Raw genomic sequence first — 15,890 nt, forward strand, 5'->3', positions numbered from 1 at the left:
GGAGGAGCGGGATTGCGTCCGGGGGATCGCTTCAAGCCCATCGCGGCGGATGAGCTCTACGAGAGGCTCGCGATGGGCGAGCCGTTCTGCGTCGTCGACGTCCGGACCGACGGCGAGTACGCACAGGCCCACATCCCCGGCTCGATCCTCATGCCGCTCCACGAGCTTCCCGCGCGCGCCGCGGAGATCCCGAACGGCGGCACGCCGATCGCGATCGTCGCCGAGCAAGGGCACCGCAGCGTCTCCGCGTGCAACTTTCTGGCGGAGTGCGGCTTCGGCCCTCTCTACAACCTGGACGGCGGCCTGACGCGCTGGCACGGGCCGCTCGCCACGGGGATCAACGGGCAGCACCACCCGCATCAGCTCATTGCGCCGACGCCGTGGCTCGTGGAGAACTTCCATCACCTCCCGAAGGGCGTGGCGCTCGACGTCGCGATGGGCAACGGCCGGAACGCGATCTATCTCGCGACGCGGGGATTCGACGTCGACGGCGTCGACGTCGACCCGGACGTCGTCGCGACGGCGCGGCAGACCGCCCGCCGGTTCCACGCGCCGATCCGCGCGATCGTCGGCAACGTCGAGGATGGGACCTACATCCTGCCGATGGAGGCGTACGACGTCATCGTCGTCTTCAACTTCCTCCACCGCCCGCTCTTCTGCGACATCCGCGACGGCCTGCGGCCCGGTGGCGTCGTCGTCTACCAGACGTATTTCGAGGATCAGATCCGCTTCGGCAAGCCGACGAGCCCCGCCCACCTCCTCGCGAAGGGCGAGCTGGAAGAGGCGTTCTCGTCGTTCGAGATCCTGCGGCACCACGAGCGGATCGACGCCGCGGTGCCGGGCGGGCCGCTCTGCGCGCTCGCCGGGATCGTCGCGAGGAAGCCCGAAGCCTGATCGCGCTACCATGGCTCCATGTCGGCCGAGCGTTTGGTTCCCGTCTTCCCCCTCCCCGACGTCGTCTTCTTCCCTCGCACCGTCCTGCCGCTCCACGTCTTCGAGTCGCGCTATCGCGCGATGGTGAAGGACGCGCTCGCCGCCGACCGCACCTTCGCGGTGGCGCTCCTCCAGCCCGGCTGGGAGAAGGACTACCGCAGGAGCCCCGCGTTCCATCCCATCGCCACGATCGGACGGATGGAGGACGTCGAGACGACGCACGATGGGAGATTCCTGCTCCGCCTGGTCGGCGTCAGCCGTGTGCGCCTCGGCCGTGTCGCGCGGGAGACCCCCTACCGGGTCTGCCGCGCCGACGAGATCCCCGAACGGCCGCTGAACGCGACCGACCCGAAGCTGCGCCGGGCGAAGCTCGATCTGCTGGCGTCGCAGGTGTGCCTCGCGCGCGAGCTCGCCGGTACCGCGCACACAGGGCTGATCCTGGACGAGACGCTGTCGTTCGAGGCGGCGGTCAACGGCGCCTGCACGATCCTACCGGTCGAGACCGCCGTGCGGCAGTCGCTCCTCGAGATCGACGATCTCATCGAGCGCCACCGCCGCGCGGCGAAGATCCTGGACGAGATCCTGGAGCGTGTGCTGCGGCTGAAATCGCTCAGGGGACGGGACGAAGGATCGAGCGGGCTCAACTGACCGTGTAGGTAGGCTGGAGCTTCCGCCGCCGCAGGAGGCGCCACATCAGCCACACGGCGCCCGCGAGGAGCAGGAACGGAAGCAGCGGCACGATCAGGATCGCGCCGAAGACGAGGAAGGCGATCGCGAGACCGATCCCGCCCACGACGAGCCCGAGGAGGCCGAAGACGAGGCCGAAAGTCAGCTTGAGGCCGAACGCCGCGAGGCGAATCGGCAGAAAGACGACCGCGAAGACGAGACGCAGGAAAAGCCCGACGAGCATGAGCGGCACGACGAGCACCATCGCCAAGAGCAGCAGTCCGAACATCGTCAGCCCCGGGCCGGGGGGAAGACCCCGGACACGCCCGATGGTACGAGGGCGGCGGCGCCCGGGTTCTCGCCTGCGTTAACCTTTCCCCGTGCACCGCCACGCCCACGGCCCGGACGGCCACGCGAAAGAGTCGGAGCAGCGCCGTTTGCGCTGGGTCCTGGCCCTGACGCTCGTGTACACCGTCGCCGAGATCGCGGGCGGGCTGGCGTCCAACTCGCTCGCGCTCCTGGCGGACGCGGGCCACATGGTCACGGACGATCTGGCGCTCGGCCTCGCCGTCCTCGCGGCCTGGTTCGCGAGCCGCCCTCCCGACCGCGGAAGGACGTACGGCTACCAGCGCGCCGAGATCCTGGCGGCGCTCGTGAACGGGATCGGGCTCGCGGTCGTGTGCGCGTTCATCTTCTGGGAGGCGATCCGCCGCTTCAACGCGCCTCCCGACATCCGGACCGGGATGATGGCGTGGATCGGCGCCGGCGGGCTCGCGGTCAACACGGTCTCGGCTCTCCTCCTTCACCGGCACGCGCACGGGCTGAACGCGCGCGCCGCGCGCCTGCACGTCCTCGGCGATCTCTTCGGGTCGATCGGGGTGCTCGCCGCCTCCGCTGCGATCGCGCTCTTCGGCTGGGGCTGGGCGGACCCGGTGACGAGCATCGTCATCGGCGTCATCGTCGTCGTGAGCTCGATCCGCCTCATCCTCGATTCGGTGCACGTGCTCATGGAGGGGACCCCGGGACATCTCGACGCCGAGGAGATCCGCCGCGCGCTCGCGGCGCTGCAGGGGGTGACCGACGTCCACGACCTCCACGTCTGGTCCCTCGGAGGGCGGGTCCCGCTCCTGACCGCGCACCTCCGGGTCGAGCACTCGGCGCGCGGTCATGACGTCCTGAGGGTCGCGACGGCGCTCCTTTCGGAGCGTTTCGCGATCGGCCACGTCACCCTCCAGATCGAGCCGGCCGACTTCAACATCCGAGGACTGCCCGCCCCCGTTGACAAGGGCGGCGCCTCGACGTAAAGCCTCCGCGTGCGCCTCCCCGCCCTCGTTCTTGTCGCCGCGCTTGTCGCCGCCGCCGCGCTCGCTGCCGAGCCGGCCGACGTCAAGATCGCCCCGTGGCTCTCCTCACGGCTCGCGGGCGGCGCCCAGGACGGCCTCCTCGTTCTCTTCGACGACGACGCCGGATTGCAGCGCACGCTCCACGGTGCGCGTGGATCCGCCGGGGTCTACGCCGCGCTCACCGAGCGCGCGCACGCGACGCAGGCGTCGCTCCGGGCCGCGCTCACTGCGGACGGGATTCCGTTCCGCCCGCTCTACCTCGTCAACGGCCTCGCCCTCCGCGGGGATCTCGCGCTGGCGCGGCGGATCGCGGCCCGCCCCGAGGTCGTCCGGATCGTGGGCGATCCGAAGGTGCAGGGGATCGAGTCGAGCCTCTTCTCCCCCGCCCCGTCGGCGATCGACACGATCGAGTGGGGCGTCTCGCGCGTGAACGCCGACCACGTCTGGACCCTGGACGGCAAGCGCGGCGAGGGGATCGTCGTGGCCTCCGCGGACACCGGCGTCGAATGGACGCATCCGGCGATCCAGGGAAAGTATCGCGGCTGGAACGGGACGACCGCGAGCCACGACTTCAACTGGTTCGACGCGATCGACGCCACGACGACGGCGCCGCTCGACGACAACAACCACGGCACGCACACCACGGGCACGATGGTCGGGGACGACGGCGCGGGGAATCAGATCGGCGTCGCGCCCGGAGCGAAGTGGATCGCCTGCCGCAACATGGACCACGGGGTCGGGCAGCCGTCGACCTACATCGCGTGCAACCAGTTCTTCCTCGCCCCTTTTCCGCACGGCGGCGATCCGGAGACCGACGGCGACCCTTCGCTCTCTCCCGACATCGTCAACAACTCGTGGAGCTGTCCGACGTCGGAGGGCTGCGACGCCTTCGTTCTCGAGTCGAGCTTCGCGGCGCTCCGGGCCGCGGGGATCCTCGCCGTCGCCGCGGCGCAGAACAGCGGCCCGGGCTGCAGCACCGTGACCGATCCCCCGGGGATCTACGACGAGGCGCTCGTCGCGGGCGCGTCGGACATCAACAACGCGCTCGCCGGCTTCTCGTCGCGCGGGCCGGTGACGACCGACGGAAGCGGGAGGATGCGGCCCGACGTCGCGGCGCCCGGAGTCTCGGTCCGCTCGTCGATCCGCGGCGGGACGTACGCGAGCTTCAGCGGCACGAGCATGGCGAGCCCCCACACCGCCGGCTCGGCGGCGCTCCTCTGGTCGGCGAAGCCGCAGGTGCGCGGGCTCATCGGGATCACGAAGTGCTTGCTGAGCCGCTCGACGACGACCGTGCTCACTCTGTCCTCGCCCCAGACCTGCGGGGGCACGACGGCCGCCGACCGGCCGAACAATTTCTGGGGCTGGGGCTTGGTCGACGCCTACAACGCGATCCACTTCGGCCCCGACTCGGATGGCGACGGGATCGCCGATGTGTGCGACTGCCGGCCGGCCGACTCCGGGGTGTACGACACGCCCTCGGACGTGACGCGGCTCGAATTCAACGCCTCCAAGACGCTCCTGTCCTGGGACGACCAGTCCCGTCAGGCGGGCAACGCGACCGTCTATGACGTGGTTCGCGGCGATCTTCAGACGCTGCGCGCCACCGGGACGATCGCCGATGCGCTCTGCCACGGCCCCGCGGGGACGGCGACCAGCCTCGGCGACCCTTCGATTCCTGCGGTGGACGCCGGCTTCTACTACGTTGTCCGCGCCCGGAACGCCTGCGGGGACGGCGGATGGGGAGCGTCCTCGAGCGGCCCGCGCACCCACGCCACCTGCCCGTAAGGGTCCCGAGCCCGGCTTGAATGGAGTGGCCCGGTGTGGTCGACTGACCCGCCATGGCGTTCAAGACCATCATCGAGCCGTTCCGGATCAAGACCGTCGAGCCGATCCGGCGGACGACCCGCGCCGAGCGCGAGGCCGCCCTCGTCGCGGCGCATCACAACCTCTTCCTGCTCCCCGCGCGCGACGTGCTCATCGATCTCTTGACCGACTCGGGCACCGGCGCGCTCTCGTCGGAGCAGTGGGCGGCGATGATGCGCGGCGACGAGTCGTACGCCGGCTCGGAGTCGTTCTACCGGTTTCAGTCGACGGTGCAAGAGATCACCGGCTATCCCCACGTCCTGCCGACGCACCAGGGGCGCGCGGCGGAGCGGATCCTCTTCGGCACGATGGTGAAGCCCGGCGACGTCGTCCCGAACAACACGCACTTCGACACGACGCGGGCCAATGTGGAGCATCGCGGGGCGACGGCGCTCGACCTTCCGCTCCGCGAAGGTCTCGATCCGACGTCGCCACATCCGTTCAAGGGGAACATGGACGTGGCCCGCCTGACGCGCGTCCTCGAGGAGAACCCCGGGAAGGTCCCGCTCGTCATGCTCACGATCACGAACAACTCCGGCGGCGGGCAGCCGGTGAGCCTCGAGAACGTGCGGGCCGTCCACGACGTCTGCCGCGCCCGCGGGATCCCCCTGTTCCTCGATGCCTGCCGGTTCGCCGAGAACTCCTGGTTCGTCAAGACACGCGAGTCCGGCCGGGCCGCGCTGTCACCGCTCGCGATCGCGCAGGAAACGTTCTCTCTCGCCGAAGGCTGCACGATGAGCGCCAAGAAGGACGGGATGGTGAACATCGGCGGCTTCCTCGCCCTTCGTGACCCCGACCTTGCGCGCCGGTGCAGCGACCTGCTCATCCTCACGGAGGGGTTCGTCACCTACGGCGGCCTCGCGGGCTACGACCTCGAGGCCCTCGCGGTCGGCCTGAAGGAAGTCCTGCACGAGGACTACCTCGAATACCGGACGCGCTCCGTCGCCTACCTCGCCGAGCGCCTCATCGCGGGCGGCGTGCCGATGATGACCCCCGCCGGCGGGCACGCTCTCTACCTCGATGCGAAGCGGTTCCTCCCCCACGTGCCCCAGGAGGAATACCCGGCGTGGGCGCTCTCGCTCGCCCTCTACCTCGAGGGCGGCATCCGCTCGGTCGAGATCGGATCGGTCATGTTCGGGCGCCAGCCCGACGGAAGCGAGCGGCCCGCGCCGATGGAGCTCGTGCGCCTCGCCTTCCCGCGGCGGGTGTATACGCAGAGCCACGTCGACTACGTCGCCGAGGTCGTGCTCCACGTGAAGACGCTCGCGTCGAAGATCCGCGGCGTGCGCATCGTCGAGGCGCCGCCGACCCTCAGGCACTTCTCGGCGCATCTCGCGCCGGCGGGACCGGCGCTCATCGCCACCTAGCACAGCGAACGCCGAGTTCGATCATCTCGGAGTGTCGAGGAAGAGAACCATTCCGCGCTTGAGCAGCACGATCACGCCATCGGACATCGGGTTTTTGGCGAGTGCCTCGACATCGTTCCCAGTGGACGACAAACGAGAGCCACCGTCGATCAGGTCGTGTCCGTCAAGAATCCAGAGTCCGGCACCGCCCATCCAGATGCGGCCGCGGCGATCTCGTGCGAGTCGGCGAACCTCTTGTGGGGGGACAGGAAACTCGCACGACAAGAGAGTATTGCTCCGTGTGTCGAAGACCTTCAGACCAGCGCTCGTAGCCACCAGCAGGCGGGATGGTGCCAGAGCGATCGCGTCGTAGACTTCGAGGCTGTCATCGCCATCGAGTTTGACGTCGCGGAGGCGCGCCGAATGGAACTCACGGTCGTAGTCGAACATGACCAGACGATGGTCGATCGCCAGAGGACTGAGTCGCCTGTTCAAGATGAACCACGGTGGGCCAATCTCGGAGACGACCTTCTGCAGGTCCACGGTTGAATCAGGGAGATCGCTTGCCTCGGATCCAGCATCCGCGTCGACCCAGTCTCCACCGACCAACCGCGTGATCCGCCCGCCGCCGAAATGCCATATCGCGCCGTCGGCCGTGCCCAGAATGTCCCGCCACCAGTCGTCGGATGTCCATCGGTGCAGCACCTCCACGCGGTCATGGCGCCAGCGTGACAGCACACGGGAACCCGGAGACTCGCACGATGTCGCCGTCATGAGCAGCGAATCGTTGGCCCCTGGCGTGACAAACCCTTCGCTCCAGCAGTCTTCGCCCGTGTCCGAAGGGAACACCGGCAGTTCTTTCCAAATTTTGCCGTCGAAGACTTGTGGCGAGCGCGCCTCGGTCGAATTCACGAAAGCGATGCTGGATCCGAACGTGACGAGCGTGTCGAATCCGGTGCCGGTCGGCTGAAAGGGAACGGCCTTCGAGAGCACTTTTCCGAAGTCCAAGAGCAGATACCCATCAAGCTTTGTGGCGAGCAAGAAACGAAACGGACGATCGAGAGGGTGGGCTTTTACGATCGATGGATAGAACCCTACCGCGTTGGCGCGGCCGGTACCGTAGCGAAGATGAAGGCGTGCGGCATCGTTCCAGGTCTTGAACTCTTGGTCGACAAGAAAAACTCGGTCGTAGGAGAAGACGAGCAAATGCCCCGGCGTCGCGTCAGGGATGACGGCGCTTATCGGCAACAACGGACGGTCCTTGGGTGGATCGAACTTCGGGTCGTCCGGGCGATAGTTCGTCTGTTCATAGAGGATCGAGAAGGCGTCGTCTCGAACTGAGCCGATGAACGCGCCGCTCAGGCCCAGGTGCATGCCTCCGCCGAACGCGAGGACGCCCCCATCGACGGACGCGAACCCATAGACGTCGCCCGAGTCAAACCACTTCTGACGCCCGAGATCGACGTCCAAGTATCCGCATCGCCCTCCGAACTCGCCCGCGTCGAACCCGATCCAGAGCCGGTGCTCCGACAGGAGGAAGGTGCGATCCCCGTTGAATTCCCCCTCGAGTCGGAATGCCGCCTTCCCGGGTAGGTTGAATACGGTCAAGACGTCCGCGTCGTACTCACCGCCCCCCTCTTGAGCCGTCCAACGCTTGCGCTCGCTGCTTGCCGTTACGATCAAGACGCGTGGCTCGACCCATTCGCTCGGCATGGGACTCACCCAAACCGGTCGACCCGTGACGTGAGCGATCGCATTCAGACTCATCCGCGCGATGTCGACGGTGTAGACCGTGCCGTCCTCAGCAGCGGCGATGATGACGCCGTTCAGCGCGCCGACGCAGGCGATCGGACTGCGACCTGAATACTCGCCCGTCAGCGCGACCTCAGGCAATGAGAACCGGAGCAACGTGCCGGCATGGGTGAGCGCGACTGCCACGCGACCCGCGATGATGCTGTCAATCAAGGCATTACGGTTGTAGGCGATCCTCGTCGTCCCATGCGGAGACGCCGCGACGTTCGGAGCAACTGTCTTCGAGGCACCGTGGGTTACGACACACGAGGTGGCGAGAACAGTAGGAAGTACAACGAGTCCGAAGCGGCGGAGTACGAGGCAATCCCGAACCACGACTAGGGGACGCAATGTCCACATCGCCGCCTCACTCGAACATGCCTGCGATTAGATACCCGTGGGCCTCGAATCCCAGGCATCGCGAAGGCAGCCGCTGAGAATTCGTCGCATCGCGGCTCCGCGGCGATACTCGCGGGAGCACTTAGTGAGAATCGGACTTCTAGAGGTCGAACCGCACGCCCTGGGCCAGCGGGAGATCGTCGCCCCAATTGATCGTGTTCGTCTGGCGGCGCATGTAGGCCTTCCAGGAATCCGACCCCGACTCGCGCCCGCCGCCGGTTTCCTTCTCGCCGCCGAACGCGCCGCCGATCTCCGCGCCCGACGTTCCGATGTTGACGTTCGCGATGCCGCAGTCGCTGCCGAGCGCCGAGAGGAACGTCTCCGCGTGCCGCATGCCGTCGGTGAAGATCGACGACGAGAGCCCCTGGGGAACGTCGTTCTGGATCGCGATCGCTTCGTCGAGCGACTCGACCTCGTAGACGTAGAGGATCGGCGCGAACGTCTCGTCCTTCGGCGTCGCCATTCCGCGCTTCACGCGAACGATCGTCGGCTCGACGAAGTGCCCGGGCCGGTCGACGCGGTGGCCGCCCCTCACGACCGAGCCGCCTTCCTTCCGGACGCGGTCGAGGGCGGTCATCATGTCCTCGACGGCGCCGCCGTCGATGAGCGGCCCCATGAGCGTCTCCGGCTCGAGCGGGTCGCCGATGCGGACGTGGGCGTACGCCTTCTCGAGGCGCGAGACCATCTCGCTCGCGACGTTCTTGTGGACGATGAGGCGGCGCGTCGTCGTGCAGCGCTGTCCCGCGGTGCCGACGGCGCCGAAGAGGACCGCGCGCACGGCGAGGTCGAGGTTCGCATCGTCCATGACGACGATCGCGTTGTTGCCGCCCAGCTCGAGGAGCGTCCGACCGAGCCGCTCGCCGACGACGACGGCGATCCGCCGCCCCATGCGGCACGAGCCGGTCGCCGAGATCAGGGGCAGGCGCTTGTCGGCGAGCATGAGCTCGCCGACATCCGCGCCGCGGCCGATGACCAGGTTGAATACCCCTCGGGCGTCGTTCGCTTCCATGACGCGGTGCGCGATGTTCTGGACGGCGACCGCGGTGAGCGGGGTCTTCGAGGAAGGCTTCCAGACCATCGTGTCGCCGCACACCGCGGCGATCGCCGCGTTCCACGCCCAGACCGCGACGGGGAAGTTGAAAGCGGTCACGATCCCGATCGGCCCCAACGGGTGCCACTGCTCGTACATACGGTGCTTCGGCCGCTCCGAGTGCATCGAGAGCCCGTAGAGCTGCCGGCTGAGCCCGACCGCGAAGTCGCAGATGTCGATCATCTCCTGGACCTCGCCCAGTCCTTCGGAGAGGATCTTCCCGGCTTCGAGCGAGACGAGGCGCCCGAGCGTCTCTTTGTGCTTGCGCAGCTCCTCGCCGAGCTGGCGGACCATCTCGCCGCGCTTCGGCGCGGGAACCATGCGCCAGCGCGTGAACGCGTCGGCCGCCGATCTCACGACCGTCTCGTAGTCCTCCGCGGTCGCCTGGACGACGCGGCCGAGCGGCTCACCCGACGCGGGATCGAACGAGACCAGCTCCGGCCCTCGCGTCGCGAGCCAGGTGCCGATCGCGGCCCCGGAGCTCGTGGTCTCGATGCCGAGGCTGGCCAGAACGTCGTTGCGAGTGGCGGTCGTCATGGAACCCTCCGTCCGGTCATGGTAGCAGCGGGGAGCGTGAACCTCGGGGAGTCCGGCGTGAAGCCTAGGGGCCTCGTGAGCGTCAAGCGACCTTGCAGCGAGCGCGACGCAACGACCGCCAGAAGGTCACCTTCCGCGACGATGAGAACCGCCTCGGCATCCGGGTAGGCGCGGAGGACGGCGGGCGCACCGTCGAGACCTCCGATGAAGAGCGCCTTGCTCAGGATCTCGCTGATCGTCGCCTCGGTGTGGAACGCCGTCGCCTGGACGACGGCCGTCACCGCCGGTCTCCCGGTGCGCGGATCCATGATGTGGCCGTAGACGACGCCGCCGATCACGTTCCGGTTCTCGAGATCGGACGACGTCGAGGCGGTGATGCCCGGAGGCAGGCGAGCCTCGCCGCAGCTCGCCTCGGGGTCGCGCGGGTCGCGCAGATCGACGTCGACCACGTGCCCGGGCGGCTCGCCGAAGAACGCGAGGCCTCCGCCGAGATCGAGGAGGCCGAACCGGCGCGGCGCGACGATCGCCCGGCGCGCGGCGTCGAGAGCGCACCCCTTCGCGATCCCGCCGAGATCGATCTCCATGCCTTCGCGCTCGAAGCGCACCGACGCCGCGGCGCGATCGAATCGCACCCGGGCCGCTCCGACGCGCGCCATCGCCTCGGCGATCGCCGCATCGCCGGGAACGCGCGGCGTCTTCGGCCGGAACCCCCACAGCGTCATGAGCGGTCCGACCGTCGGGTCGAACAGGCCGCCCGTGCGAGCGGCCCCGTCCAGCGCTGCGGCCACACACGCCGCGAGGTTCGCGTCGGCGATCCGATAGGTCCCGCGGCCGGCCTCGCGGTTCAAACGCGAGAGCTCGCTCTCCTCCGTCCAGTTGCTCATCGCCGCGTCGACGGTGCCGAACGTCTCGCGGACCCGCGCCACCGCACGCTCGGCGGCGGCCGGATCGGGGTCGGTCACCGTAGCGCGGGCGAAGGTTCCCATGACCGGCCAGGACCGCGTGAGCCCCGGCCCGGCGCACGACGAGACAATCGCGGCGAGTCCGATCCCGACGACACCGCGCCTCATTGCCCTGCCGTCCTCCCAAACGTAGGATAGCCGTCACGATGAGCGGCTTCGGTCAGAACGCGGGGTACGTCGACGAGGTGTACCGACGCTACCTCGCGAACCCCGAATCGGTGAGCGAGGCCTGGCGCGAGTTCTTCGAGGATTACAAGCCTCAGACGGCCGAGCCATCTCCGGCGCATGAGACCGCTCCGCCGGATGCGCGGCCCCTCTCGGGGATCGCCGCGCGAATCGCCGGGAACATGGAGGCCTCGCTCGCGATCCCGACGGCCACCTCGGTCCGCACGATCGCCGTCAAGCTCCTCGAGGAGAACCGGCGGATCGTCAACCGCCACCAGGCCGCGTTCTCCGCCGCGAAGATCTCGTTCACCCATCTCATCGGATGGGCGGTCCTGCGCGCGCTCGAGAAGCATCCGGTCATGAACGGCGCCTACGAAGAGGTCGCGGGCGTTCCGCACGCGCGCGCGCCTCGCTCGGTGAACTTCGGCGTCGCCGTCGACACCGAGCGCAAGGGCGAGCGGATCCTCGTCGTCCCGAACGTCAAAAACGCGCAGACGCTCGATTTCCCCGGCTTCGTCGCCGCCTACGACGACCGTGTCGCGAAGGCGCGCGCCGGAACCCTCGGCGTGGACGACTACTCCGGGACGACGATCTCGCTCACGAACCCGGGCACGCTCGGCACGACGCTCTCCGTTCCCCGGCTCATGCCGGGGCAGGGAGCGATCGTCGGGACCGGGGCGATCGGCTACCCGCCCGAGTACGCGGGCATGAGCGACGAGCGCATCGCGGGGCTCGGCCTCTCGAAGACCGTGACGCTCACCTCGACCTACGACCACCGCGTGATCCAGGGGGCGGCCTCCGGCGCGTTCCTCGCGACGATCGAATCGCTCCTCCTCGGCGACGACCGGTTCTACGAGCGGATCTTCGCGGAGCTCGGCGTCCCGCGGCAGCCGGTGACGCGCGAGCCGGGGGCGGCCGCGGAGGCGACGGAAGCGGCGTCCGAGATCGACAAGCAGGCCGGCGTGATCCAGCTCATCCGCGCGTTCCGCGTGCGCGGCCATCTCTCGGCGTACATCGATCCGCTCGGCTCGCCGCCGCTGCACCAGGACGAGCTCGAGCTCGGGTTCCACAATCTCTCGGTATGGGACCTCGACCGGACGTTCGCACCGGGCGTCCTCGCCGGGTCACGGCGTGCGCGCTCGCTCCGCGAAATCGTCGAGGTCCTCCGCGACACCTACTGCCGGTACGTCGGCGTCGAGTTCATGCACATCCAGGAGCTTGCCATCCGGCGGTGGCTCGAGGAACGGATGGAGAGCTCGCGCAACGCGGCGCCGCTATCCTCGGACGACCAGGCACGCGTGCTCGCGAAGTTGAACGCCGCCGAGGCGTTCGAGAAGTTCCTCCACAAGGCGTACGTCGGCCAGAAGAGGTTTTCGCTCGAGGGCGCCGAGACGCTCGTGCCGATGCTCGACGCCCTCCTGTCCGACGCGGCCGACGCCGGCATCGACGAGGCGGTCATCGGAACCAGCCATCGCGGCCGCCTGAACGTGCTGTCGAACATCGTCGGCAAGTCGTACGAGGCGATCTTCCGCGAGTTCGAGGGTGCGGTCGACCCGGAGAGCGTGCAGGGGTCAGGTGACGTCAAGTACCACCTCGGCGCCGAGGGCGCGCATGACGCGCCGTCGGGCCGGCGGATCGCGCTCACCCTGGCCTCGAACCCGAGCCACCTCGAGGCGGTCGACCCGGTCGTCGAGGGAATGGTCCGCGCGCGCCAGGACCGCCGTGGCGACCTCATGCACAAGCGGGTCCTCCCGATCCTGATGCACGGCGACGCGGCGTTCGCGGGCCAAGGGGTCGTCGCGGAGACGCTCAACCTTTCGCGCCTCCGCGGGTACCGCACCGGCGGCACCGTGCACATCGTCATCAACAATCAGATCGGCTTCACGACCGGCCCGCAGGACGCGCGCTCGTCGCCGTACGCGACCGACGTCGCGCGCACGGTGCAGGCGCCGATCTTCCACGTCAACGGCGACCGGCCCGAGGACGCGGTGCGCATCGTCCGCCTCGCGCTCGCGTTCCGGAACGCGTTCCAGCGCGACGTCGTCGTCGACCTCGTCTGCTACCGCCGGTGGGGCCACAACGAGGGCGACGACCCGTCGTACACCCACCCCACCCTCTACGCGAAGATCGAAGGGCACCGCTCCCCGCGGAAGCTCTATACCGAGGAGCTGCTGCGCCGCGGCGACCTCACCGGGGACGACGCGGAGCGCGCGCTCGACGACTTCCGCGGGCGTCTCGAGAGCGCGCTCGCCGCCGTGCGCGCGATGAAGGCGGAGACAGGCGCCGGAGACGACGCGCCGGCCACGCCTTCCGCCGGGGACGAAACGATCGGGACCGTGCCGGAGGCCGGCGACGACGCGCTCGGACGCGTCCTCTCCGGCCTGGCGCGCGTGCCCGACGGCTTCGAGATCCACCCCAAGCTCGCCGTCCAGCTCGAGAAGAGGCGCGCGCAGTACGCGGACGGAACGATAGAGTGGGCGCTCGCCGAGGCGCTCGCCTTCGGCACGCTCGTCCTCGGCGGCGTGCCGGTGCGCCTCTCGGGGGAAGATTCGGGCCGCGGGACGTTCAGCCAGCGCCACGCGATCCTCTACGACCACCGGACCGGCGCGCGCTTCATACCGCTCGGCGAGCTCGCCTCGGACCAAGGGCGCTTCCAGGTCTACGACTCGCACCTCTCCGAGTTCGCGGTCCTCGGCTTTGAATACGGCTACTCGGTCGCCGACCCCGACACGCTCGTCCTCTGGGAAGCGCAGTTCGGCGACTTCGCGAACGGCGGCCAGGTGATCATCGATCAGTTCATGGCCTCGGCCGAGGCGAAGTGGGGGCAGACGAGCCGCCTCACGCTCCTCTTGCCCCACGGTTACGAGGGCCAAGGCCCCGAGCATTCGTCCGCGCGGCTCGAGCGGTTCCTCCAGCTCGCCTCCGAGCGCAACCTGCGGATCGCCTCGCCTTCGACGCCGGCGCAGTACTTCCACCTCCTGCGCCTGCAGGCGCTCGCCGCGGAGCGGAAGCCGCTCGTCGTCATGACGCCCAAGAGCCTTCTCCGTCACAAAGATGCCGTCTCGACCGCCGCCGAGCTCGCCGCAGGGAGGTTCGCTCCGGTTCTCGACGACACGCGCGTCACCAAGCCGTCGGCCGTGCGGCGCGTCGTGCTCTGCACCGGCAAGGTGGCCTACGATCTGGACGCCGCGCGGCGCGAGTCCACGGCGGACGACGTCGCGATCGTCAGGATCGAGCAGCTCTACCCATTCCCGGCTGCGAGCGTCGATCGCGTGCTCGCCCGCTACCCCGCCGCCGTCGAGATCTGCTTCGCGCAAGAGGAGCCGAGGAACATGGGTGCCTGGCGATTCGTCGAGGATCGACTGCATCGCACGCTCCGCTACGCCGGCCGCCCGGAGAGCGCGTCCCCCGCGACCGGCTCGCACTCGCGTCATCTGCAAGAGCAGCGCGCCCTGGTTCGCGAAGCGCTCTCCGGTGTCACGACCGAGGCGGCCCCGGCGCGCCGGTGAGCTCGGGGAGGCCGCGCGTCGTCATCGTCGGCGCCGGCTTCGGCGGCCTCCACGCGGCGAAGGCGCTCGCGAAGACCGAGGTCGACGTCGTCCTCCTCGATCGCAACAACTACCACCTCTTCCAGCCACTCCTTTACCAGGTCGCGGTCGCCGCTCTGCCTCCGGCGGAGATCGCCTACCCGGTGCGGCCGATCGTCCGGCGGATCGAGAACGTCGCGTTCCGCGTCGCCGAGGTCACCGGGTGCGATCTCGCACGCAAGGTCGTGATCACCGACCGCGGTGAAGTCCCCTACGACGCCCTCGTCGTGGCCGCCGGCGCCGCGACGAACGACTTCGGCCTCCCGGGGATCGCCGAGCACGCGTTCGATCTGAAATCGCTTCCCGACGCGCTGCGGCTTCGCAATCATGTCCTGCGCTGCTTCGAGCGGGCCGTCGCCAGCGGCAGCGCCGACGAGCGGCGCGCTCTCCTCACGATCGTCGTCGCCGGCGGCGGACCGACCGGAGTCGAGGTCGCGGGTGCGGCGTCCGAGCTCCTTCGGCGTGTGCTGGGGCGCGACTACCCCGCCCTCTCGCGTGACGAGATCGCCGTGCATCTCCTCGAGGCGGGCCCGCGCGTCCTCGCGGCATTCCCGACCGACCTCGCCGAGGCCGCGGCGAAGGCGCTCGCACGGATCGAGGTGGTGGTGGAGACCGGCGTCAAGGTCGCCGGCTACGACGGTGCTTCGGTCCGCTTGGCGGGGGGCCGCACGATCCCCGCCCGGACCCTCGTCTGGGCCGCGGGGGTCGCGGCGGCGCCCCTCGCATCGATGCTCGGGCTGCCCGCCCGGGGCGGGGGCCGCATCGTCGTCGAGCCCACGCTCGAGGTGGCGGGACAGCCGGGAGTCTTCGTCATCGGCGACGCGGCCTATCTCGAGGCCGGCGGCGCCGCGGTGCCGATGCTCGCGCCCCCGGCGATCCAGATGGGCGCGTGCGCGGCCGGGAACGTCCGGCGCCGGCTCCGGGGCGAGCCCCTCGTCCCCTTCCGGTACCGCGACCCCGGAACGCTCGCGACGATCGGCCGGTCCGCCGCGGTCGCGTCGATCCGGGGGTTCCACCTCCGGGGATTTCCCGCATGGATCGTCTGGCTCTTCGTCCACCTCATGCAGCTCGTCGGCTTCCGCAACCGCGTCGTCGTCTTCGTCGACTGGGCGTGGCAATACCTCCTCTACCGCCCCGCCTCGCCGATCATCCTCGAGGCGGCGCCCCGTCCTCGCTCCGATTGACTTTGTATTGCAAAGTACTTGACG

General features: G+C 69.2%; 11 protein-coding genes. 7 read left to right on the forward strand and 4 right to left on the reverse strand.

Annotated elements, in window-relative coordinates:
* Nucleotides 1-12 precede the first annotated feature (12 nt).
* A complete protein-coding gene (locus tag VFV19_05060; GenBank protein HEX4823656.1) occupies nucleotides 13-894 on the forward strand; it encodes a rhodanese-like domain-containing protein in 882 nt (293 codons plus the stop codon).
* An 18-nt stretch (nucleotides 895-912) separates the two neighbouring features.
* A complete protein-coding gene (locus tag VFV19_05065; protein ID HEX4823657.1) occupies nucleotides 913-1,581 on the forward strand; it encodes an LON peptidase substrate-binding domain-containing protein in 669 nt (222 codons plus the stop codon).
* Here the strand turns inward: VFV19_05065 and VFV19_05070 are convergent.
* Nucleotides 1,574-1,888, reverse strand: a complete 315-nt coding sequence (locus tag VFV19_05070) for a hypothetical protein (protein ID HEX4823658.1) — start codon at nucleotides 1,886-1,888, stop codon at nucleotides 1,574-1,576. The genes VFV19_05065 and VFV19_05070 overlap by 8 nt on opposite strands.
* Before the next feature lie 91 nt (nucleotides 1,889-1,979).
* Between VFV19_05070 and VFV19_05075 the strand changes: the two genes are divergently transcribed.
* The 3 genes from VFV19_05075 to VFV19_05085 are packed head-to-tail and all read left to right on the forward strand — an operon-like array spanning nucleotide 1,980 to nucleotide 6,172.
* Nucleotides 1,980-2,903 (forward strand): cation diffusion facilitator family transporter, encoded by a 924-nt coding sequence (locus VFV19_05075; protein HEX4823659.1) that lies wholly within the window; start codon nucleotides 1,980-1,982, stop codon nucleotides 2,901-2,903.
* Between the two features lie 9 nt (nucleotides 2,904-2,912).
* The gene (locus VFV19_05080; GenBank protein ID HEX4823660.1) at nucleotides 2,913-4,727 is read left to right on the forward strand and encodes a S8 family serine peptidase; all 1,815 of its coding nucleotides are present in this window, start codon (nucleotides 2,913-2,915) and stop codon (nucleotides 4,725-4,727) included.
* A gap of 53 nt (nucleotides 4,728-4,780) precedes the next feature.
* The gene (locus VFV19_05085; GenBank protein HEX4823661.1) at nucleotides 4,781-6,172 is read left to right on the forward strand and encodes a tryptophanase; all 1,392 of its coding nucleotides are present in this window, start codon (nucleotides 4,781-4,783) and stop codon (nucleotides 6,170-6,172) included.
* Between the two features lie 21 nt (nucleotides 6,173-6,193).
* Here the strand turns inward: VFV19_05085 and VFV19_05090 are convergent, their stop codons facing one another.
* From VFV19_05090 to VFV19_05100, 3 genes are all read right to left on the reverse strand, one after another.
* Entirely contained in the window at nucleotides 6,194-8,116 is a 1,923-nt protein-coding gene (locus VFV19_05090) for a hypothetical protein (GenBank protein HEX4823662.1), read from the reverse strand.
* A gap of 325 nt (nucleotides 8,117-8,441) precedes the next feature.
* Complete coding sequence (locus VFV19_05095; protein HEX4823663.1) at nucleotides 8,442-9,968, reverse strand: aldehyde dehydrogenase family protein; 1,527 nt, start codon at nucleotides 9,966-9,968, stop codon at nucleotides 8,442-8,444.
* Complete coding sequence (locus tag VFV19_05100) at nucleotides 9,965-11,038, reverse strand: FAD:protein FMN transferase (protein ID HEX4823664.1); 1,074 nt, start codon at nucleotides 11,036-11,038, stop codon at nucleotides 9,965-9,967. Before VFV19_05100 ends, VFV19_05095 begins: the two co-directional genes overlap by 4 nt.
* Nucleotides 11,039-11,076: 38 nt before the next feature.
* On the opposite strand from VFV19_05100, the gene VFV19_05105 reads away from it, so the two are divergent.
* Together VFV19_05105 and VFV19_05110 are read left to right on the forward strand one after the other, a co-directional pair.
* Complete coding sequence (locus VFV19_05105; GenBank protein ID HEX4823665.1) at nucleotides 11,077-14,604, forward strand: multifunctional oxoglutarate decarboxylase/oxoglutarate dehydrogenase thiamine pyrophosphate-binding subunit/dihydrolipoyllysine-residue succinyltransferase subunit; 3,528 nt, start codon at nucleotides 11,077-11,079, stop codon at nucleotides 14,602-14,604.
* Entirely contained in the window at nucleotides 14,601-15,866 is a 1,266-nt protein-coding gene (locus VFV19_05110; GenBank protein ID HEX4823666.1) for an NAD(P)/FAD-dependent oxidoreductase, read from the forward strand. The genes VFV19_05105 and VFV19_05110 overlap by 4 nt, the downstream gene beginning before the upstream one ends.
* The last annotated feature ends 24 nt before the right edge of the window (nucleotides 15,867-15,890 follow it).

Source organism: Candidatus Polarisedimenticolaceae bacterium (assembly GCA_036275915.1).
GTDB lineage: Bacteria > Acidobacteriota > Polarisedimenticolia > Polarisedimenticolales > DASRJG01 > DASRJG01.